This window comes from Ignavibacteriales bacterium (assembly GCA_026390595.1).
Lineage (GTDB): Bacteria > Bacteroidota > Ignavibacteria > UBA10030 > UBA10030 > UBA9647.
In genome coordinates this window covers 72027-94113 of sequence record JAPLFQ010000012.1, presented here as the reverse complement: position 1 = coordinate 94113, position 22087 = coordinate 72027, and the positions used below count along the sequence as shown (strand labels likewise).

The following is a 22087-nucleotide window of genomic DNA, read 5'->3' as shown; positions in this document are numbered from 1 at the left end:
CTCCAAAAACCGGCAAAATGCCATCAATTTCCTCTTTGAATTCTGTGGTTTTTCCCTTTAATTGACCGCACAACGGCGGGCAAAATCCCTCCAGAACTTTATCAATCCCCATGAAGAAACTACTGCTTCTCCCGTTCATTGCCTTTCATCTCCTGTCGGCTCAGACCATTCAGACATCTGAGCACCTGATCAGGGCAATGCGCGACCGGTACGCCGGCAAGTGGTATAAGACTCTCACCTTTGTACAAAAAACGTCACAGGTGAAGCCCGACACCACGCTCGTGAGCACCTGGTATGAAGCGTTCTCCTTCCCCGGGAGACTGCGGATCGACATGGATTCCATGGGCGGGAGCGGTATGCTGCTGGTCGGAGATTCGCTCCATGTATTCCGGGCTGGGAAACCATCGCCAGCACGGTACTTCGTGCATTCCCTCCTTCTCCTCGGATTCGATGTCTACTTTCTACAACCTCAGGCGACTCTGGCAAAGCTTAAGGAACTCCGTTTCGATTTGTCGCTTCTCCGCGAAGACACGTGGCAGGGGCGCCCGGTCTATGTTGTCGGAGGACAGAAAGACGACCTCCATTCGACTCAGTTCTGGATCGACAAAGAACGGCTTGTCTTTGTTCGGCTTCTCGAACCGGCGGGCTCAAACGGCACACAGACAAGAGATACGCAATTCAACAACTATGTACGGCTGGCAAACGGGTGGCTGGCGCCCGAAGTTGTGTTCATGGTGGACGGCAAAGTCCTCATGAAAGAAGAGTATTCAGAGCCCCGGGGAAACCCGAAGCTCGACGTGAAGTTGTTCGACCCGCAGAATTGGAAAACCGCTCGCTGGAGGTAGAAGTAATTCCAGGGTCTCGTTCCGATTTGTCTATGTTCACAGATCCTGCATACGTTGCCCATATGCTTTTCTGTCCCCTCAAAACCTAGAAGAGGATATTGTATGAAAGAAACTATTCTTGATCGATTTCTCCGGTATGCGAAGATCGACACACAATCGCAGGACGACGTTGAGGCGTACCCGAGCACTGCGAAGCAATTTGATCTCCTGAACCCCCTGGTCCAGGAACTCAAAGATCTTGGCCTGAAGGATGCTTCCATCGACAAGTACGGGTATGTGATGGCCACGCTGCCGAGCAACGTACCCGCGTCGCATCCCGCCTACGGCAAGATCCCGACTGTTGGATTCATTGCGCACGTTGACACTTCGCCGTCGACATCCGGCGCGAATGTGAAACCACAAATCATAAAGAACTATCAGGGGGGCGATATCGTGCTCCCGGGCGACCCGTCGGTCATCATCAAGGAATCTGAGAACCCGGAGCTCAAGAAAGACATCGGCCGGACGGTCATCACGAGCGACGGAACGACGCTCCTTGGCGCAGACGACAAGGCCGGAATCGCGATCATCATGAACGCCATGCAGCACCTGATCGAGAATCCGAGCCTTCTCCACGGTGATGTCAGAATTGGTTTCACTCCTGATGAAGAAGTGGGAATGGGGACGAAGTACTTCGACATCAAGAAATTCGGGGCGAAGTTCGCGTATACGGTTGACGGCGATACGGCGGGCGAACTGAACAAGGAGACATTCAGCGCCAATTCTGCCATCATTACGGTTCATGGCCGCAACATCCATCCCGGCACAGCAAAAGGGATCATGGTCAATTCGATCCGAGCCATCGCCGACATCATCGCGCGGATGCCGAGAGACATGGCTCCCGAAACGACGGAAGGATATGAGCCGTACATCCATCCGCATGTTCTGCAGGGGGAGGAAGCCAAGTCTGTTGTGAAGATACTCCTTCGCGATTTCCGGACAGACGGACTCGAAAAACTGAAGCAGCGGCTCGAGCAGATCATCGCAGAAGTGCAGCCGCTCCATCCGAAAGCGAAGATCGAGCTCCAGATCATCGAGTCCTACAGAAACATGAGGGAAGAGTTAGAAAAAGATCAGAGAGTTCTCGATTGTTTGTGGGAAGCAGCGAAGCGAGCCGGTATGGAGCCAAAGTGGGTTCCCATCCGCGGCGGCACGGACGGATCGAAGTTGTCGGCGAACGGCCTCCCCACACCCAATATTTTCACCGGCGGACACAATTATCACGGTAAAACCGAGTGGGCCTCCTTGTGGGGAATGGAAAAGGCGGCAGAGACAGTTGTGAATCTGGCTCAGGTGTGGGTAGAGAGAAGCAAGTAGGCAGATTGCAGAAAGCAGCTTGCAGACACAATGATGTGGATGGCAAAAAAGTGGACAGTGGACAGTATACAGTAAAACAGTAAACTTTGAACTCGAAACTTATAACTCCAAACTCTTTATCCCCCTCGCACCGTTCAGTAACAATAAAGGACTGATTCTATGGAACACCAATCAGCGCCACGGGTCCTCCCGGACAACGCGTACAAAGAACTCAAAGAAGGTGAAGTGTATCGGCCGGTCATGGATCCTGCCGCGTCGGTTCCCGAGGTGACACCGTACTCGGTTCTCCTCGGCCTCGCGATGGCAATCCTCTTTTCCGCTGCTGCCGCATATTCCGGATTGAAAATCGGCCAGGTCATGGAAGCCGCCATACCGATTGCGATTCTTGCCGTCGGAATCTCCACGCTTTCCCGGAAAAAAGGAGCGCTGGGTCAGAACGTCATCATCCAGTCCATTGGCTCGACGTCCGGCGCCGTTGTCGCCGGCGCGATTTTCACGATCCCGGCCCTCTACATTCTCGATCTTCCCACCAGTTTCTTCAGGCTCTTCCTTGCGGCGACGTTCGGAGCTTTTTTGGGAATCCTCTTTCTCATCCCGCTGCGCAAGTACTTCGTCAAGGACATGCACGGCAAGCTTCCCTTCCCTGAAGGGACCGCGACCACAGAAATTCTCATGGCCGGTGAGCGGGGAGGCAAGCAGGCATTGGTTCTCGTGGTCAGCGGCTTGGTCGGCGGAGTGTACGATTTCATGGTCACGTCGCTCGGATGGTGGTCGGAGGTGGTTACGTCGCGGGTCGTTGGCTTCGGCGCAGACATTGCCGACAAGTTCAAGGTTGTGTTCCGTGTGAACATCCTCTCCATCGTTGTCGGACTTGGGTACATCATCGGACTGAAGTATTCCGCCATCATCTGTGCCGGATCGTTCCTTTCGTGGTTTGTGTTTGTGCCCATGTTCTACGAAGTCGGTCACCAGCTTGGTGTTCCACTGGGTGCGACGGCGACGAAGCTGATCGCCAACATGAGCGCCGAGGAGATCTTCCGGACGTACGTGCGCCACATCGGTATCGGCGCAATTGCGATGGGGGGAATCATCGGCATTATCCGGTCATCAAAAATCATCGGCGGTGCTTTTTCGCTTGCCTACCGTGAAATCTTCCAGGCGAAGAAAGCGGAGGCATCCACGGAAACCCGCTGGCAGACGGATATTCGTATGCTCCACATTGTGCTGCTGATTCTTCTGACGGTACTCGCACTCTTCGTGTTCTTCTACGTTGGAGTTGTTCCGACATTGGGTCAGGCAATCGTAGCGCTGCTCGTCGTCGTCATCATTTCCTTCCTGTTCACGACGGTCGCGGCAAACGCAATTGCCATCGTCGGTACGAACCCGGTCTCCGGTATGACGCTGATGACTCTTATCCTCGCATCCCTTGTGCTGACGCAAATCGGTCTAACCGGCTCGGACGGGATGGTCAGCGCATTGATCATCGGTGGCGTTGTCTGCACAGCGTTGTCAGTCGCCGGATCTTTTATCACCGACCTGAAGATCGGCTACTGGCTCGGATCGTCGCCGAAGAAACAGGAAAGCTGGAAATTCCTCGGCTCCCTCCTTTCCGCTGCAACCGTGGGTCTCGTCATCATGGTTCTCAACCAGACAGACGGTTTCAAAGGCCCGAATGCAATGGCTGCGCCTCAGGCAAACGCGATGGCGGCGGTCATCCAGCCGTTGATGTCGAATGTTCCAGTCCCCTGGATTCTCTATTTCGCAGGAGCCGTCATCGCACTGCTGTGCGTCGTCCTCAAGATACCGCCGTTGGCGTTTGCCCTGGGCCTGTATCTTCCGCTCGAATTGAACACGCCATTGCTGATTGGCGGACTGGTCTCCTGGTTCGTCACAAGCCGGTCGAAAGATGAGAAAGTAAACAATGCCCGCTTCTCCAGGGGGACACTGATTGCTTCCGGATTCCTCGCGGGGGGATCTTTGTTTGGTGTCTTCGGAGCGTTTCTGCGATTCTTCGATGTGAATTTGCTCAATGAGGCATGGCAGCAAACTCAGTCGGCTCACGTGATCGCCTACGTGATGTTTGCACTTCTTATTATCTATATGCTCTGGGACACGATGCGGGCGAAGCCGGAGTAGAAGATAACCGCTAAGGCCGCCAAGGATGGAGTGATAAAAGAGTATTGAGACGTAGCTTTGCGTTTCTTTGCCTGCCCGCCGCGGAGAACCACCGAGGTCAGGCGAGTGCCCTTTGCGGTTTGAATTCATGATGTTGTGACACTTTTCAAGTCCTCAGTTTCCCGGGGCGGCGATCAAACCCGCCGCCCCATCGTTTCAGAAAGCCTGCAGGACTCACCGCTCCATTCTAATCGCTACATTATTGCCTCAGAGTGCGCTTCCAACAAAAAAGGCCCGGCGAGTGCCGAGCCCTTTAAGAATTGATTCTCTGCATCTAATACATCGCCCTGGTTCCAACTAGCTATTGGAATCAGAATATGATGCCCATTCCGACTCTGCCTGCGATTCGCCCAGGGCAAAGATCGACGTCCGAAGGAATCAATACCTGCATTTCTGCAAATAGACCTAAGAACGAGAACGGTCGAATCTGGATCCCTGGAGATAATCGACCCAGAAAGACCCCCCCCGTTTGTGCGGCGTGAAATACCGTATCCACGGGGTGGTTTCTGACGATGTAGTACCCTGCTTGCGAAGACCCTGAACTCACATAACCGAGGGCAACAGACACATAAGGACTTAAGACCATTAACTTCGTCGGAATGAGATAGCGGCCTTCGACGAGCAATGATTTCGAGGTCTTGATAAACTGAGGGGTTTTGCTATCCAGCTGGAGTTCGCCCTCCGGACTATACTGTTGTTGCCCGAAGTATAGAGCCACTCCCCATTCGTTTGTCAGGTTGTAGCAGATAGACGCTGAGAAACTGTGATCGTTCCTATAGGTCGGTGAAAAGCGGGCAATGTCGGCGCCGACACCCACTGCAACTTCGAACTTCCCCGCCACTTGTCCGTAGACGCCAGCACTCGTGAGCGTGAGCAGTAACAGTACGTGCCTTACTTTCATGGCATGTCCCTTTATTCGCTGCAATGATGGTCTTTTCTTCATCTTTTGCCTGGGATGATTCCCCGAGTCTACGCATCTTGTGTAATCACCAAACGCCACCAAGGTTCACCAGAACCGCTCGGCCGTCGTGTGTTCTACTAACACATCCAAGACCACTCGGTGCATGTCTGGCGTATTGATAGGATAGCACAGATGGCACGGGCCCAGGTTTCTTTGATTAGCCTTGCGCCTCCTTCCTTCTGTTATTTGCCGTGAAGTATGTACGTGTTGTTATCGTCATTACCGACACCAACGATGAAGACTTCCCTTCCGTCCGTCCACACTTTGTAGTACGTCATGCGAACAGTTGAAAGATTCTTGAACTCAAACCAGTCGGTTCCGTTCCAGTGCCAAATAATAGTCCCCACCGCAAACAAGTTGTCTTCCGCTACACCGTAAACACCCCGAGTAAATGCGTTCAGGCTCAGAAACTTCCAACTCGAAGTGTCCCAAAAGCCGACTCCTCCTCCGGTTCGATAGAGTTTTCCCCAAGGGCTGTACCACAGTCGATTGATCAGACCATAGGCGCTGTCGATAAATGTCCAGCGCCCAGATTGGCCTCTGAATGTATAAGACCATGTACCATGGTTGGTTAGTGGTTCTCCCGCGAGAACCAAATACTGATCATCGCCCAACCCACTTGAACCCGCGTAGAAACCCCAATTGGGGTTCGCGTTCTTTGGTATATAGCGTGGAACGGAGTCGGGCTTAATGGACATTCCATCAAATTTAAGGAGGGTTCCATCAAGTCCTCCAAACCAGACGTCAGTTGGTCCGCTGCCCCAAACGCATTTCAGTCGGTTCATTTCCAGAACATTCATCTCAACCCACTGCGACCCGTTGAAGTGAATAATGAATCCGAGTTGCGGCGAATCTTGTGGCCATTTCATTCCGACTGCCCAAATGTTGTCCTTGCCGAATCCCACGATTGCCTCAAGGTCGAAGTATACTCCATAATACAAGTTCTGGCGAGTCCAACCGGTGCCGTCGAAGTGATACATCTTCCCTAGCGCACTCGAGTTGTGCCCAACAATCCAGATGTTCTTGGAATCCACAGCATACATGTCCGACATAAACGTCTGATCGTTATCCGAGCTGCTGATCTTCTCAGTCGTCCACGTGTACTCCCGCGGATTCTTGATCGGGGCATCAACGGGATTGTGCTTGCACCCCGATTGGAGGACGGTTATGGTTGCACAGAACGAAAGCGTCAGCTTCATCGAAACATGTATTGTACGGTGATTCATAGAATTCGACTCTCTCAGTTTCTTTTTCCTGCTGAACAGCATAAGGAATTATTTCTAAGATTCAAGTCCGTACAAATACGTACAACATGCGTGTACGTAGAAGTACCGACAAACCTCGGAGAAGAGTGACGACTCCGTTCGGTTACGACCCATGGATGTGAACGACCTATTGAAAATCTGAGAAACGGTTTTTGCCCGCGTCATCTTAGCATGCAGTCAACAGAACCGCCATACCGAAAACTCGGTATATTTGAGTTTCGGTGCAGATTTGCGTAATCGCATACATTGCTTTCGTCTAATGAATTTTTCATAGTACTTTTTCGCATTTGTGAGTCATGCCAAAAGTGCGAATTTGCCATCGCAATCTCCTTCTGTTCATCGCGACACAAGCGCGAATGGCCAATTGGTTTCACTTGCTTGCGTTCGGCTGAACGACTACCATCGTTTGTCCCTTTACATCCAACGGGTAGATGCTTGAAGTATGTTCGGCAACATCGGCGTTCAATTTCTCTTATCTATCTCGCCATGGGGAACCCGGTCATGCTCATTGCAGCGGCTTCAGTCTGCCATGGACAGGACAACATCGTTCTGTACTCGGAGCGTTTCGATTCATCGATGGCGCCGTCGCTTCCCCACGGATGGATGAGTTCAACAAATCGCCTCACGTCCGGAGACTTCATTCTGACCACGTCCTCAGTCCACTCAGCTCCGAATGCGGTGCTTTCGACAAACGCGACCATTGCACAATCTTTGGTGTCACCAGTTCTTGATTTCACGGGATGCAACCCGGAGCGGCTTGAATTCTATTCTGCTCGTTCCAGCTCTCACACTTCCGCTTTGATTGTCGAAGCTTCAATTGACGATGGAGTCACATTTCCAATGGTGCTCGGTGATACAATTCGCAATCCGGGTTCCACCAGCTACGCACTTTCGTCTCTGCAGCTCCCCCCGTCGCTCAACAACCAGTCCAAAGTGCGGTTCCGTTGGAGGCTCTTAGCAACCACGAGCGGGACGTCTGGCACGTTCCGGCTGGACGATGTCTCGGTGACAACCCATGTCGACATCCCCGAGACTGAACCGAGAGCAATAGTCGTCAACGAAATCATGTACGATCCGGTGACCGGGCAAAACGAATGGATCGAGCTATTTCATCGCGGAAGCGTTCCGATTGACATCGCGCGGTGGAAGATCTATGACAGACCGACCTCAAGCGGCTCAACCAGCACCACCATAACAAGCAGTTCGGCTGTCATTCAGCCTCACGACTTTGTCGTCATAGCTGCCGACTCCACAATCCTCTCACGTTTTGAATACCTTGCTCGGCCCGCACCAGGCGTGCTTCTCTTCATATTGAACCGGAGCGGTGGTCTGGGATTGAATAACGACGGGGATGACGTCGTGGTGCGCGACGCGCTGGGACGGACCATCGACAGCGTTTCGTATTCCCCTGATTGGCATCATCCCGATCTGACCGATCCGAAAGGGCGATCGCTGGAGCGGGTGAACCCCGACCTGGCGTCAAATGATCGGCGAAACTGGAGCTCCTCCTCTGCTCCATCGGGAGGAACGCCAGGGAAAATCAATGGAATCTTCACGAATAGCCTTCCTTCAAACGCCTCGCTCTCAATCAGTCCCAATCCTTTCTCACCGGATGGCGATGGATTTGAAGACTTCTGCATCATCCGGTACAGCCTGCCGTTGACGACCTCAGTCATCCGCGTTTCAATCTTCGATACCAAGGGGCGACTTGTACGCACACTGGCCAACGGAGAGTTGAGCGGTTCTCAGGGAGCAATTGTCTGGGATGGGCTGGACGACACGAAGCAGCGCGCCCGTATCGGGCCTTATGTTGTTCTCGTTGAGTCAATCGACGGTCAGGCAGGTATTCTTGCTACGGCGAAAGCAGTGGCAGTGGTCGGGGCGAAGTTCTGATGGAGCCTGTAAGAAAAGGAATATTACCACAAAGGCACGAAGACGATTATGGAAAGGAGAAGATTCCTGAGTTATCTCCTGGCGCCTGTTGAGCCTCGTGTCTTCGTGTCTAAAACGATAAGTTTTACCAATGACCGATTGGAACAAACTGTCGGATTTCTTTCAAATAGATCAGCGGATCACCATATTCCGATGGATTTTTGTACACTGTCAGAAGCGTCACCTCCTCTTTCATCATTTTCAGAGCCAGGGCTTCAGTCAATTCGATTGCCTTCGCAACCGGAAGACCGAACTTCTCGACAAGATAATCCCGGGCAGCGCGGTAAACTGATCCACTATTGTTCCTGTCGAATATCCCGCTTGCCAGGGAGAACCTCCTCGTTGTAATCACCCTTTCGGGCAAATCATTGAAAAACCAATCCCGCTTCGTTCCCGCATAGGATTGGCGCAGGACGTACTCTTCACTCTCAAAAAACGCGTCGGCTTCGCAAGCACAGGCTGAATGAAAGAATAGAAGAGCACCGCGGCAATCTTTTATCGTCAGTGACCAGAAGAGGGGGTTGCCATGGCGATCGCCCGTCGCCTGAAAGAATACGCTGTCACTCACACCGCATCCGCTGATATCGGTCAGGATGTGGATCGTCGTATCGATTGCCTGGCTTCCCGGTTGAGTTTGCGCATAACCCTGAAATGAAGCATGAGCACATATCATGAAGAGCGTTAAAGCAAGCAGAGCAGAGTGATTGCGCATGAGCGCCACGCTGTTGGAGTTTTTGCGAGGATTTGTTCGCCACAACATACGCCTACACGTGGACAGATGCAACGGAACTTACTGGAAGCCATGCCAGATTCCGCCTTAGAACTTCCTCAGAGTGGTGAGATTCCATGAGTGCCGCTCCTGACGGAGCTCGACCATGTGTTGTGTCGCGGTTAGGGACATTCCGCCCCTACGGGGCTGGTGAGCCCGGGATTCAGGATCCCGGTTGCCAGTCCTCGTGATGTCTAGTTGTTGAAGTGCTCCGTTAGGAGCGCAAGGTCAATCACCAGGCCGGTCTCCTCTACACTAAGCTCCAGAGGAGCGGGACAGCCGAGCTCACCTGCCGCTCCGGACGGAGCTCAACTTGGTGATGTACGCCTGTTAGCGACATGTCGCCCCTACGGGGCTACCCGCCTTTCACTCAATTGTCCGGTCCCGAGAACTTCATGATTGCAAAAGGCAGGCGCTCCGTTAGGAGCGCAATGTCAATAACCAAGCAGGTCTCATCTACAATGAGCTCCAGAGGAGCGGAACTCGTGTGCTTCTCCGCTCAGCGAGCCGCCCAAGCGTGTTTCATCATCCCGCTCCGACTAAGGTCGACACGCGATTGTTGGCTGTGGGTGACATTTCGCCCCTACTGGGCTACCAACCCGATACACAATCCCGCAATCCCGAGAGCTTTGTAATGGTGAAAGCCTGGCGTTCCGTTAGGAGCGCAATGTCAATAACTGCGCCGATCTCTTCTACAGTGAGCTCCGTAGGAGCGGAACGATTTCCATCCTGTTAACCTCCTGTGGCTTTCTGAACCCTCTGCGACTCATCGAGTAAAGACCGCTATCAAACCAGAAGTTCACTGATTATATTGAATTTACCGCTCCACTCCTCTCATCCGGGGCACGATTATGAGACCGTTCACATCATGTTGCGTCATTGCATTCCTCTCACTCTTCTCAAGTCAATGCTTGTCACAGGACCGAGGATCTCATGACCCCCGCCAGGCAGAGCGTGGCAAGTACTTTCAGAAAAAGGCCTACGTCTCTGCTCCTTTGCCATCTTATGAGCGGACACGCCCGTTTCTCCCCTCTCCGATATTCGACGAGGATTCCGTGCTTGTACGTTTGTATTGGAAGGCCTGGGAGATTGCGTTCAGGAATTTTCATGAGCCGGCACCTGCCAGCGGATTTGTCTCTCAGTTCATCGATGCAGCGTTCAACGACAATATTTTCCTCTGGGACACTGCGTTCATGACGATGTTCTGCAACGTCGGCTACCCCTTGGTACCCGGCATCGCATCGCTCGATAACTTCTACGTCAAGCAGCATCCGACGGGCGAAATCTGCAGGGAGATACAACGAAAGAGCGGACTTGATTTCGCGTATTGGGTGAACGCCGAAAACAGCACGTTGTTCAGCAGATGGGGATGGATATTTCCTCCCGCAAAGCAGGGATCGGTCGTCTATCGGGGGCGGACCGCTCCGACTCCCAATCCACGATTGACGCTCGATGCAATGAACCATCCCATCCTTGCATGGGCCGAACTCGAAAGCTATCATCTCACCGGCGATACTTCCCGCCTCCGACTGATTTGGGACCCGCTCGTCCAATACTATAACGCATATCAGATCTTTCTCCGCCAGGGAAACGGGCTCTACCTCACCGATTGGGCCAGCATGGACAATTCTCCCCGCAACGCTTTTCTGAATCAAGGCGGGACCGGTATCGATATTTCGTCCGAGATGGTGTTGTTCGCGAGAAACCTGACGGAGATCGCCAGACTCCTTGGAAAAGAAGACGAAGCCCGGCGTTTCACAGTAGAGGCAGATGAGCTCTCAGTTACAATCAACCAGCTGATGTGGAATCAAACGAAGGGATTCTACTACGATATGACGCTCGAGGGCGAGCAAGCCCCGGTGAAAACAGTCGCGGCATATTGGACACTGCTGGCGCGCGTCGTATCACCCGAACAGGCGAAAGACCTTGTGAGAGAATTGCAGAATCCGGAGACATTCGGTCGCCTCAATCCAGTGCCAACTTGTTCGGCGGATGAGCCGGGATATCTGTCCATCGGAGGGTACTGGAGAGGAGCCGTCTGGGCGCCGACGAACACCATGGTGATCCGCGGACTGGAGAACTACGGGTACAACGAGCTCGCCCGGTCAATTGCGATGCGTCACCTGCGCATCGTGGCGGAGGTATTTGCGAAGACCGGCACCATTTGGGAAAACTATGCTCCCGACGCGAAGGAGCCGGGCCGGCATGCTGACAGCGCTCTGGTAGCGAAGGACTTCGTTGGGTGGAGCGGCATCGCACCCATCTTGTATTTCCTCGAATACGGCATTGGACTGAAGCCAAATGCGGCCCAGAACGAATTGACGTGGAGAATTGAATCTTCCGGACGGGTGGGTTGCGAACGCTATCGGTTCAACGGGCACGTTGCCACGTTGCTCGCACAGCCTGCAGAGGGCACCAGGAGCGTGGTTGTCACCATCGAGGCGGATGGGATATTCAAGCTGAACGTAGAGCACGGCAAAAAGAAAATGGATTTCAACGTCAGGAAAGGTCACAATAGGTTTGTGGTCCCATGAGCCCCGGGGTCGTTACGCCGGATCAGGTTGCTTTGAAACCAGCGCCGCTTTCAGTATATTTTGAGCAGAAGCCAATTCAGAGAACTTCACGCAAAGACGCAAAAGAGGGAAATAGACATAAATTCCCGGCGACTCTGTTTAACCCCGACAGTCTTTTTTGGCGGCTTGGCGTGCGAATCTCGTGCCATTAACAGGCATTTTCTGGATAAGTTCTACCACAAATTCAATCGCCTTTCCAAGACTCTATGGCCGTTTCCACTCCCGGCAAACAAGTTCTTGCTCATCAATTCCAATCGATAGTCAAACTGCATCGTCAGGGTGCAGGCGGACTCCGAATCGCACTCGCCCTCACGAGACGCCTCGACGGTTTGATTACGTCGGTGTTTCGCTCTCTGAAGAACCCTGAAAAGAAGCACATCGCCGTCGTTGCTCTCGGCGGCTACGGCAGGAAGGAACTCTGTTTTTCCTCCGACGTTGACATCATGTTTCTCATCCGGGACGAGTCCCAGAAGCCCGCGACTGCTGCTTCCGCTGGCGATTTGCTTCACGCGCTTCTCGAATATGGTCTGGACATCGGGCATAGCTTCCGTACCATCCAGGAATGTGTCGATTCGTCCTCTTCAGATATCGAGATATGGCACTCGCTCCTCGAGGCACGATTCATCTGCGGGAACCGCTCGGTATTCTCCAGCCTCCACTTGGGCCTCCAGCGCCAGATTCGGTTCGTTGATTCTCCACGGTACACCCAGAACCTTATCATTGCCACTGAGCTCCGCCACCGGAAGTACGGACATTCCACCAAACTGCTTGAGCCCAATGTTAAGAACAGCGCGGGCGGACTGAGGGATCTTCACACGGTTCTGTGGCTGGGACGCGGCACGGGCCTTTCAAGACTCACCGCTCGTCCGGCGGTTACACATACAGCGCTCACCGAGATGCTGCGCGGCCAATTCCTGGGGAAACTCTTTGATATCCGCTTCCTCAAGGACGCCAAGCGGGGGCTTGATTTCCTCCTGCGAACACGCAATGAGATGCACCTGAACGCACAGGCACTGCACGACACTCTCGAATTCAATCTGCAGCGGCAGGTGGCAAAAGCCCTCAAGTACCGTGATTCGTCGACGCAGACAAACGTCGAGCGATTCATGAAAGATTACTACGTGGCGGCCCGCGTGGTTTCTCAACTCGCCGGCCGGATCATGAGCTGGGCACACGACAGATTTGTGGCTGAAACGGAGCAGAAGGTCACGCTCCGCCTCGCCCCCCCGTTCGTCATCAAAGATGCCAAGCTTGACCTGGGCTCACAAGCAACGAAGCTATCGAGCGGAGCGGCTCTCCGCGCGTTTCTTCTTTCCATCGATCATGCGATCCCCCTCTCCTATCGATTGGAGGACGTTCTGACCCGGAGCGCCAAGCGGCACACTCCGCTCCAGTCGGAGCAGGAAACATCGCTCTTTCGTGAACTCCTCAACAGGCCACACGGCGTCGGCCATGCGCTGCAGCGGATGAACGATTTCGGACTCCTGCAACGCTGGATTCCTGAATGGAAGGGGCTTGTCGCATTCTTCCAGCACAATCAATACCATTTCTATACCGCGGACGAGCATACACTCATCGTTCTGTCCAACGCCGAAGCGCTCAGCGCGAGCCCTTCTGCGTTCGGCGACATCTTTCGCTCGCTGCAGAGGCGTGACACCCTGTACCTTGCCGCGTTGTGTCACGACATTGCCAAACCAATCCGGATCGGCGACCACGAGATCATCGGAGTCGATATCGCCCGCACGATTCTGAAGCGGCTCCGGTACGACGATATCATGGAAGACGTCCTCTTCCTCGTTCGGAACCACCTGCTCATGGAACAGATCGCATTCCGTCGCAATCTGGGCGATCAGCAGACCATCATCGATTTTACGTCCAAGATTGAAGGGACGCGGCAGCTCGACTTGCTCTATCTCCTGACGTATGCGGACCTGAGCGCCGTGAACAAGAACGTCTGGACCGACTGGAAAGCGATGCTGCTGCAGGAATTGTACCAGCGTTCGCACGAGATTCTCGAACGCAATCTCACAAGCGACGAGTATGCGCGGGCGGAAGCCGACCGCCGGAGAACGGCGGTTCAGGACATGGTCAACGAACTCAGCTCGACCATTCCCGAAGCAGAGGCCCGGAGCCACCTTGACGCCGTGGAGAGTCCGGCGTATCTGGCGGCATTTGATGCGACGGAAATCGCCGAGCACATCCGCCGCATCGGGGCAGACGAAACGGTGAGCACGGTCTTCAAGAAACATGAAGATCATACCGAGGTGACCATCATCGCCCGCGATGCTCCGTTTGCTCTGTCGCGATTCTGCGGCGTCTTGTCGGCCAACGATGCGAACATTCTTGATGCACAGATCTTCACGCGCAACGACGGGATCATCATCGACAGGTTCCGTGTCGTCGATTTCATCTCCAAGTCGGCCCTCAGCAGCCGACAATGCGACAAGATTCACCAGGAGCTCAATCATGTATTCGATGATGTGGCTGACATCGAATCATTGCTGAGCCGCCACAAGATGAAATGGAAACGGCGAAGCCGCATTGCCAACCCGAATGTCAGGATTGACGTGGAATTCGAAAACCATCCGCGTTTCACCATCATTGATGTATACGCCCCGGATATGCTGGGATTCCTGTATAGAATTACCGGCACCATGTCGATGCTGGGTCTGAATATTTCGTTTGCAAAGATCGCAACACGCATTGACGGAATCGTTGACTCTTTCTACGTCCTCGACCTGACGGGCAGGAAGGTGGACGATGAAGGACAGAGATCGTACGTGCGATCCGAGATTCTCAAAGTGATCAACGACTTGTCTGAGTCGGAACTGGTGATGCAATGACCATAGAGCAGGAGAGCGTATGAGCAACTCCAGACCCATCGGAGTATTTGATTCAGGCATCGGCGGACTGACTGTTGTACGTGCGCTGACGCATCATCTGCCGCATGAGAACATCGTGTATTTCGGTGACACCGCACGCGTGCCGTACGGTCCAAAATCATCCCAGGTGGTACGCGAATACGCCGCGCAGGATACAGACGTGCTGCTCGGGCATGACGTGAAAATGATCGTGATCGCCTGCAATACGGTTTCCGCAGTCGCCCTCGATGTTGTGCAGAAACGCGCCAAGGTGCCGGTTGTGGGGGTGATCATCCCGGGTGCCGAAGCAGCTGCCGAAGCGACAACGAAGAAACGGGTTGGAATCATCGGCACCATTGGCACCGTTAATAGCAACGCGTACGTCAACGCCCTGAGGCAATTCGACCCGGGTATCCAAGCTTTCAGCCAGGCATGCCCGCTCTTCGTTCCATTGGCAGAGGAAGGATGGACGGATCACAAGGCGACAGAGCTGATCGCCAAAGAATATCTCTTCCCCCTCACGCTCCAGAAAATCGACACGCTCATCCTTGGCTGCACGCACTATCCGCTGCTCAGGGAGGTCATTGGTAAGGTTCTGCATCAGTCGGTCCTCCTCATCGATTCCGGCGAGGCGACTGCTGTCACCGTGAAGAAGCTCCTCGACGATCAGAACATGCGCAACGCAAGCAAGCTGAAGCCAAACCTTCAGTTCAACGTCAGCGACGTGCCGCACAGGTTCACCGAGGTCGGCGAGCGTTTTCTGGGCCAGAAGCTTGGGAGAGTGCACAGAGTCGCAGGTTTCGCCGCGTAAAAGAAAAGCACAACCCTCTCCTTCACGTTGCATCGCCTTCGGGTTTTAGGTACATTGCCTCATCACCTCAGGAGTCATCATGCCTGCACGAGATATCCTGCTTCTCGGCAACCCGGTTCTTCGCCAGAAATGCGCTTCTGTGAAATCTGTGCGGACCGAAGAAACCCGCTGCATCGTCAATGATTTACGCGACACTCTTATGCGCTTTCGATCTCAGCGGGGATTTGGCCGCGGCATTGCCGCGCCGCAAATCGGCGCGATGCAGCAGATCATATATATCGACTTCGAGTTTACGGGGCCTCTCATCAATCCGAAGATCGTCAGAAGAAGCAGAAAGAAGTTCCACCTTTGGGATGATTGTTTTTCCTTCCCCGACATTCTCGCTCACGTGCAGCGGAATTACTCGATCGAGGTCGCCTTTCTAGACGAACAGGGAAAGAAGAAACGGCTGCGCGCAGACGGCGCACTCTCGGAACTCCTCCAGCACGAGATCGATCATCTCAACGGCGTTCTGGCAATTGACCGCGCAATCGATACGAAGCATATCGTCCTTCGCAGCGAGTACGAGAAGTTCTCCCACAATTCGCCGATGGCGTTGTGAGCCCTGTCGCGTTCCGCTTTCAATGAGTCCACTTGCCGCGATACCAAGCACGCTTCAGTTCGTGTGACGCTCGCACGGGGGCACGCCGCCTTTCGGCATGGGGAGATTCATCCTGATGGTTCACATTCGAAAAAGGCCTGTTCATGACTCAGCCCGCCGGATCTGACTCCCACAACCCTGTTCCGCCTGTGCATCCGACTCAACCACAGGAGCAGCAAGAACCCCAAGCCCCCTACGAATTCACGCCTGCGCAGAATGATATCATTCGCGTGTTGGCCCGAAAGATGAAGTTCGTCGGGGTCTTCTACATCATCGCGAGCTGTTTTGTCGCCCTGGCCGGGGTGGTCGCCTTCTTCTTCTCTCCCCTGGTTGGCCTGTTCTATCTCGTCCTGGTGACCCCGGAGCTCCTCATCGGGATATGGACGATCCACGCAGCTCATTCCTTCAGGCTCGTGATCGACACAAAAGGACGTGATATTCCGCATCTGATGGATGCCCTTACGGACCTTCGGAAACTTTATACCCTGATGTTCTGGTTGTTAGTAGCAGGGTTCGTGTTCGTACTCCTGGCAATTGCCGCGGGAATTCTCCTGTACACAATGGGCATCATTCCCGGCACGACCGACAACTCGACATTCACGGCACTGATCATCTAGCGTTTGTTCAGCATCGAGGTCACGACCAGAAACTAAACCGCCAAGGCCGCCAAGAACAGAAAGTCCTAGATTTCAGATCGACACTAGAGTCTTATGATTTCCTGGTGATCTTTGCGGTGTGTTTCATAGCACCCAGCCGATTGGAGGATGAAGCGATGGCACCAACCCTTCTGAGCAACGATCAGGTTTCTGATCAGATCAAAGAACTGCATGGCTGGACGTTGGATGGAAAGGAAATCAGGAAGCTCGTCGAGCTGACCGATTTCGTCCATGCAATGGGATTCGTGAATTCGGTGGCACTGCTTGCGGAGAAGCACAACCACCACCCCGATATCGACATCCGATGGAACAAGGTGCGTCTTACACTCTCGACGCACAGTGCAGGCGGCCTGACTGAATACGATTTCAAACTGGCAAAGGCGATCGACGGACTATGAGGGAAGATCGAATCGGAAAGCTGAAGGCCCTGCTCGAACAAGATCCCAACGACGGTTTCAGTCGTTATGCGTTGGCCCTGGAATATGCCGGAGCCAACGACTCGGGTCAGGCAGTTGTATTGTTGGAAGACCTTTTGCTCCGCGATCAGACGTACGTTCCCGCCTATCAACAACTGGGATACCTGTACGAGAGGCTCGGCAGGCTTCAGGAGGCCGCGGCCATCTTCAAGCGCGGAATGCATATCGCCGCTCAGCAGGGAGACCATCACGCGAAAGCAGAGATGCAGGACGCTCTTGATTCAATGGAACCCTGAGCTCCCCCTCTCGATCCCCCCTTCTTCTCGTTGCACATCAAGCGACTTCTTGCTATCTTTTTTCAACGAAGCAGTTGAACGATTTTCCATCCACTATTACCACACAAGCGCCGTGAAACTCCCCAAGGAACAGATTCTCGATATATTCCGCGAGACGAAGGCTCTTCTCGAAGGGCATTTTCAGCTCACCTCCGGACTCCACAGCCCGCAATACTTTCAGTGCGCCAAGGTGCTCCAATACCCGAAGTATTTACATCTGCTCTGCGGCGAAATCGCCAAACACTTCGAATATGCCGACATTGAGCTCGTTATCTCGCCGGCCATCGGCGGCGTCGTTGTTGGCACGGAAGTCGGCAGGATGCTCAGAGCACGGACGATTTTTGCCGAGCGGATCGATGGAAAAATGCAGCTCCGGCGTGGCTTTGAAATTCATCCCGGAGAACGGACGCTTGTGGTTGAAGACGTTGTGACCACCGGCGGATCGGTCTTCGAGATCGTCGATCAGGTGAAAAAGGCGGATGCCCGGCTGGCAGGCGTGGGATATATTGTGGACCGGAGCAACGGGAAGATCTTGTTCGAAGCCAAACACTTTTCCGTTTTGCAGATGGACGTTGTGACGTACAAACCCGAGGAATGCCCGTTGTGCAAAGAAGGCGGCACAGCAATCAAGCCCGGCAGCCGCGGCAACTACTGACCCGGAATTAACCATTTAACCAATTAACGTCTTGATCTAACCTCTTTTGGAATCCCTTCGCACATATCTCGGCAGCGCGCTCCTCTCCCACCTCATCGTCGGCGCCCTCATGTTTCTTGGCGCTATGGTCCTCGGATGGATCGCGAAACGATTTCTGACAACCATTGGCAGACGCCTTGCCTCCAGGACTGACAGTGAACTGGACGACATCATCATCGAAATCATTGTCGACCGGATCAAGTGGATTGCCGTCGTTGCAGGTTCCTATCTTGCCACGGAAGAGCTGATCCGGGGAACCGATGCCACGGATCTGTTTGCACGCCAATGGCTGGGGTATGCACAGGGGATTATCTTCGTCTGCTTCGTTGCCGTTGTGACCATCGTACTCATACGGCTGGCCGACTCCACCATCAAGTACACGATGGAGCGTCATGCCCGGCGCACCTCCTCCAAGCTCAACGAGGCGCTGTTTCCCCTCGTCAATCGTATCATCAACATCCTCGTTGCGCTCATTGCGCTGATCATCGTCCTGCATCATTTCGGCCAGGACGTCAGCAGCCTAGTCGTTTCGCTCGGTGTCGGCTCGCTGGCCATCGCGCTTGCCGCCCAGGAAACGATCGCAAACATGATCGGCGGATTCATCATCATGACCGATCGCCCATTTCGTGTCGGTGACCGTATCAAGCTCCCCTCCGGCGAGATGGGGGATGTCCACGAAATCGGTATCCGCAGCACGAGGATTCTGGATTTCGATAACAATCTCATCGTCTTCCCGAACGCCGACTTGATCAAGGGGAAGATCATCAATTACTCGTATCCGTCCGAACAGATCCGTATTTCCGTTGACATCAGCGTCCCGCACGGAACCGACATTGACCGCGTACGAGCCATCATCACCGATCTTGCCACACAGCACCCCGATGTCCTGAAGACACCTGCACCGGCTGTCTTTTTGATTTCATTCGGCGAGGCGTCTCTGAATCTTCAACTGAACGGCCGCACAGACGACTACCGCAAGAAGTTTCCCATCGAGACGACTCTGCGGGAACAGATCACCAGGGCCTTTGCAGGGGAAGGAATACAACTTGCTCTGCCGTACCGGGTTGTTCAACTCTTCAATCCCCCGAATGACACACGTAAAAACGCTTAAGAGCGAAAAACGATACAGCGGAACAATCTTCAGCCTGCTTGTTGATGATGTGGAATACCTTTCCGGCAGGCGCGGCGTACGTGAAGTTGCCGAACATCCGGGAGGCGCTGTGGTTGTTCCACTGCTCGATGACGGCACGGTTCTGCTCGTTCATCAGTATCGCTATCCCATCAAGACGGAATTGCTGGAACTCCCCGCCGGCAAACTCGACCCCGGTGAAGACCCTCAGCTCTGCGCAATGCGTGAACTGGAGGAGGAGACAGGCTACATCGCCGGATCCATCCGGAAACTGACAGCGATCTACACCACTCCCGGATTCTGCAACGAACTGCTTCATATCTACCTGGCCATGGGGCTGAAGAAATCCCCGCACGGCCAGCGGCTGGAGGAGGGCGAAATGGATCTGGTGGTCAAACCATTTCACCTTGACGACGTCGTGAACATGATTGAGCGGGGGGAAATCGTGGACGGCAAGACGATATGCGGAATCATGATGACTGCACAGCTGCTCCGTGCCGGAACGATTCACATCACGGACCCCGCGCGATGACTCCTGTTGAGCTGATCAAAAAGAAGCGTGAAGGCGGAACACTGAGCGAGGACGAACTCCGCTGGCTCATTTCGGGGTATGTCGCCGGTTCCATTCCAGACTACCAGATGACGGCCTTTCTGATGGCCTGTTTTTTCCGCGGCATGAGCGAAGAGGAAACGCTCACGTTCACACGACTCATGCTCCATTCAGGCGTCGTCATCGACCTCTCTGATATTCCCGGCATCAAAGTCGACAAGCATTCGACCGGCGGCGTTGGGGACAAAGTGTCGCTCATTCTCGCGCCGATTGTCGCTGCCTGTGGAGTGCCTGTTCCGATGATCTCGGGCCGCGGGCTCGGTCATACCGGGGGCACGCTCGACAAGCTGGAGTCGATTCCGGGATTCCGCACCGCTCTTTCGCTGTATGAATACAAAGCCGTCATTCGTCAAGTCGGCGCCGTCCTGATCGGCCAGACCAACGAGATTGTGCCCGCCGACAAAAAGATGTACGCGCTTCGCGATGTCACCGCCACTGTCGAGTGCATTCCCCTGATCGCCGGGAGCATCATGAGCAAGAAACTGGCAGAAGGGATCGACGCCCTCGTGCTTGACGTGAAAACGGGACGCGGGGCCTTTATGCAGTCCTATGAGAAGTCACTCGAATTGGCTCAGACGCTCGTGCGCATCGGGACCGGGTTTGGAAAAGAGACGGTAGCTTTCATCACGGATATGAGTCAGCCGCTCGGTACGACGATCGGCAACTGGCTCGAGGTTGTCGAATCTGTGGAGTGTTTGAAGGGAATACGAGGAGTGGCGGACGGGTCGAGCGACCTGATGGAGGTGACCCATGTGCTTTCCGGCGCTATGTTGATGCTGGGGAAGAAGGCGAAGACGATCGCAGACGGGGTGGCACTTTCCCGCGCCAGTATCGAAAACGGCTCGGCCTATCGCAAGTTCCTCGAAATCACGGCGACCCAAGGGGGAGATCCTGCGGCACTCGAAAACCTCGAGTTGTATCCATTGTCCAACTATTGTATCGAGGTCAAAACAATGGAATCGGGGTACGTGGGCGAGATAGATTCGCTGGAGCTTGGTCTCACAAGCATCACGCTTGGAGCCGGCCGGGAACAAATTGATGACGTGATCGATCCAAAAGCCGGTATCGTGCTTTCGAAAAAGGTGGGTGACCGTGTCGACGGAGGAGAGACGCTTGCCGTATTCCACACCGACCGCGAGGCCGTACTCGAACAAACCCGCGATCGGATACGAAACGCATTTCACATTCAGTCAGCCCCTCCGCGTCTCAAACCCCTTATTCTGAGTTATGTAGAAAAAGGGGGCGTCAAGACATGGATGTAGAGACCTTCCCCGCCATTCCCTGCGCCAGGACCTCAACGACCTTTTCGTGAATCAATCCGTTTGTCATCAGGACCTGTTTGTTGTAAATCGAGGACGGCTTCCCGCTCAAATCGGTGAATCGGCCTCCCGCCTCCTGAATAAGCAGTACCCCCGCGGCCATATCCCATGGGCTTAAGAAGACCTCCCAGAATCCATCAAACCTGCCACACGCCACATAGCACAGATCCACTGCCGCGGATCCAAGACGTCTGATCCCTTGCGCCTTCATCAGCATGTTCACGAAATGCTGCACAGCATTATCGGGGTTGTCCTTGATGGTGTAGGGAAATCCCGTCACCATCATACTCTCAATCAGAGTATCAACACGGGAAACATGGATCGGTTTCTTGTTGAGGAACGCCCCTTTTCCCTTCTCCGCCGTGAAGAGCTCATCGAGGTTCGGTTCGTATACCACACCGGCAACGACCACTCCCTTCACCTCGACAGCAATAGACACCGAAAAGAGCGGCATCCCGTGCGTGAAGTTTAACGTACCGTCAAGCGGATCAATGATCCACCGAACCTCCGATTGCTTGTTATGGCTCCCCGATTCCTCAGCAAGAAAGTCGTGATCAGGGTATTTCGCCTTGATCTTGTTGATGATGATCTCTTCCGCCTTCTTGTCGATCTGGGTTACGAGGTTGGTCTCCTGGCCAAATTTACTTTCGACCTCAAGTACTTTTCCAACGCTTTCCTTCAGGTATTTTCCGGCTTCAAGTGCAGCTTCGATGGCAAGTTGAATCATGGGTATCTCCTTT

At 53.9% G+C, this 22087-nt stretch carries 19 protein-coding genes; 15 read left to right on the top strand and 4 right to left on the bottom strand.

Annotated elements, in window-relative coordinates; genetic code table 11:
* Positions 1-110: 110 nt before the first annotated feature.
* The 3 genes from NTU47_05425 to NTU47_05415 all read left to right on the top strand — a co-directional run bounded on the left by NTU47_05425 (position 111) and on the right by NTU47_05415 (position 4337).
* Positions 111-845 carry a hypothetical protein gene (locus tag NTU47_05425; protein ID MCX6133240.1) on the top strand — a complete coding sequence of 245 codons (735 nt, stop codon included), beginning with the start codon at positions 111-113 and terminating at the stop codon, positions 843-845.
* A 102-nt stretch (positions 846-947) separates the two neighbouring features.
* Positions 948-2201 carry a peptidase T gene (pepT, locus tag NTU47_05420; protein MCX6133239.1) on the top strand — a complete coding sequence of 418 codons (1254 nt, stop codon included), beginning with the start codon at positions 948-950 and terminating at the stop codon, positions 2199-2201.
* Between the two features lie 159 nt (positions 2202-2360).
* On the top strand, positions 2361-4337 hold the full coding sequence (locus tag NTU47_05415; GenBank protein MCX6133238.1) for an oligopeptide transporter, OPT family: 1977 nt from the start codon (positions 2361-2363) through the stop codon (positions 4335-4337).
* 349 nt (positions 4338-4686) lie between these two features.
* Here the strand turns inward: NTU47_05415 and NTU47_05410 are convergent, their stop codons facing one another.
* On the bottom strand, positions 4687-5277 hold the full coding sequence (locus tag NTU47_05410; protein ID MCX6133237.1) for a hypothetical protein: 591 nt from the start codon (positions 5275-5277) through the stop codon (positions 4687-4689).
* A gap of 242 nt (positions 5278-5519) precedes the next feature.
* A complete protein-coding gene (locus NTU47_05405) occupies positions 5520-6563 on the bottom strand; it encodes a hypothetical protein (GenBank protein ID MCX6133236.1) in 1044 nt (347 codons plus the stop codon).
* Between the two features lie 540 nt (positions 6564-7103).
* Here NTU47_05405 and NTU47_05400 point away from each other — a divergent pair.
* A complete protein-coding gene (locus tag NTU47_05400) occupies positions 7104-8495 on the top strand; it encodes a lamin tail domain-containing protein (GenBank protein MCX6133235.1) in 1392 nt (463 codons plus the stop codon).
* 124 nt (positions 8496-8619) lie between these two features.
* On the opposite strand, the gene NTU47_05395 is transcribed toward NTU47_05400, so the two are convergent.
* The gene (locus NTU47_05395; protein ID MCX6133234.1) at positions 8620-9246 is read right to left on the bottom strand and encodes a hypothetical protein; all 627 of its coding nucleotides are present in this window, start codon (positions 9244-9246) and stop codon (positions 8620-8622) included.
* 1112 nt (positions 9247-10358) lie between these two features.
* On the opposite strand from NTU47_05395, the gene NTU47_05390 reads away from it, so the two are divergent.
* The 11 genes from NTU47_05390 to NTU47_05340 all read left to right on the top strand — a co-directional run bounded on the left by NTU47_05390 (position 10359) and on the right by NTU47_05340 (position 21290).
* On the top strand, positions 10359-11837 hold the full coding sequence (locus NTU47_05390) for a trehalase family glycosidase (protein MCX6133233.1): 1479 nt from the start codon (positions 10359-10361) through the stop codon (positions 11835-11837).
* 245 nt (positions 11838-12082) lie between these two features.
* Positions 12083-14719, top strand: coding sequence for a [protein-PII] uridylyltransferase (gene glnD, locus NTU47_05385; protein MCX6133232.1), 2637 nt, complete (start codon positions 12083-12085; stop codon positions 14717-14719).
* Between the two features lie 19 nt (positions 14720-14738).
* On the top strand, positions 14739-15548 hold the full coding sequence (gene murI / locus NTU47_05380) for a glutamate racemase (GenBank protein MCX6133231.1): 810 nt from the start codon (positions 14739-14741) through the stop codon (positions 15546-15548).
* A gap of 79 nt (positions 15549-15627) precedes the next feature.
* On the top strand, positions 15628-16149 hold the full coding sequence (gene def / locus NTU47_05375; protein MCX6133230.1) for a peptide deformylase: 522 nt from the start codon (positions 15628-15630) through the stop codon (positions 16147-16149).
* 143 nt (positions 16150-16292) lie between these two features.
* A complete protein-coding gene (locus NTU47_05370; protein MCX6133229.1) occupies positions 16293-16805 on the top strand; it encodes a hypothetical protein in 513 nt (170 codons plus the stop codon).
* 155 nt (positions 16806-16960) lie between these two features.
* Positions 16961-17242 carry a 4a-hydroxytetrahydrobiopterin dehydratase gene (locus NTU47_05365; protein ID MCX6133228.1) on the top strand — a complete coding sequence of 94 codons (282 nt, stop codon included), beginning with the start codon at positions 16961-16963 and terminating at the stop codon, positions 17240-17242.
* Positions 17239-17556 carry a tetratricopeptide repeat protein gene (locus NTU47_05360; GenBank protein MCX6133227.1) on the top strand — a complete coding sequence of 106 codons (318 nt, stop codon included), beginning with the start codon at positions 17239-17241 and terminating at the stop codon, positions 17554-17556. The genes NTU47_05365 and NTU47_05360 overlap by 4 nt, the downstream gene beginning before the upstream one ends.
* Before the next feature lie 49 nt (positions 17557-17605).
* A complete protein-coding gene (gene pyrE / locus NTU47_05355; GenBank protein MCX6133226.1) occupies positions 17606-18250 on the top strand; it encodes an orotate phosphoribosyltransferase in 645 nt (214 codons plus the stop codon).
* 46 nt (positions 18251-18296) lie between these two features.
* Entirely contained in the window at positions 18297-19400 is a 1104-nt protein-coding gene (locus NTU47_05350) for a mechanosensitive ion channel (protein MCX6133225.1), read from the top strand.
* Entirely contained in the window at positions 19378-19950 is a 573-nt protein-coding gene (locus NTU47_05345) for an NUDIX hydrolase (protein MCX6133224.1), read from the top strand. Before NTU47_05350 ends, NTU47_05345 begins: the two co-directional genes overlap by 23 nt.
* The gene (locus tag NTU47_05340; protein ID MCX6133223.1) at positions 19947-21290 is read left to right on the top strand and encodes a thymidine phosphorylase; all 1344 of its coding nucleotides are present in this window, start codon (positions 19947-19949) and stop codon (positions 21288-21290) included. The genes NTU47_05345 and NTU47_05340 overlap by 4 nt, the downstream gene beginning before the upstream one ends.
* Here NTU47_05340 and NTU47_05335 read toward each other — a convergent pair.
* Positions 21274-22074: an inositol monophosphatase family protein gene (locus tag NTU47_05335; protein MCX6133222.1), complete on the bottom strand. Its 801-nt coding sequence runs from the start codon at positions 22072-22074 to the stop codon at positions 21274-21276. The two genes, NTU47_05340 and NTU47_05335, sit on opposite strands and share 17 nt — an antisense overlap.
* Between the last annotated feature and the right edge of the window lie 13 nt (positions 22075-22087).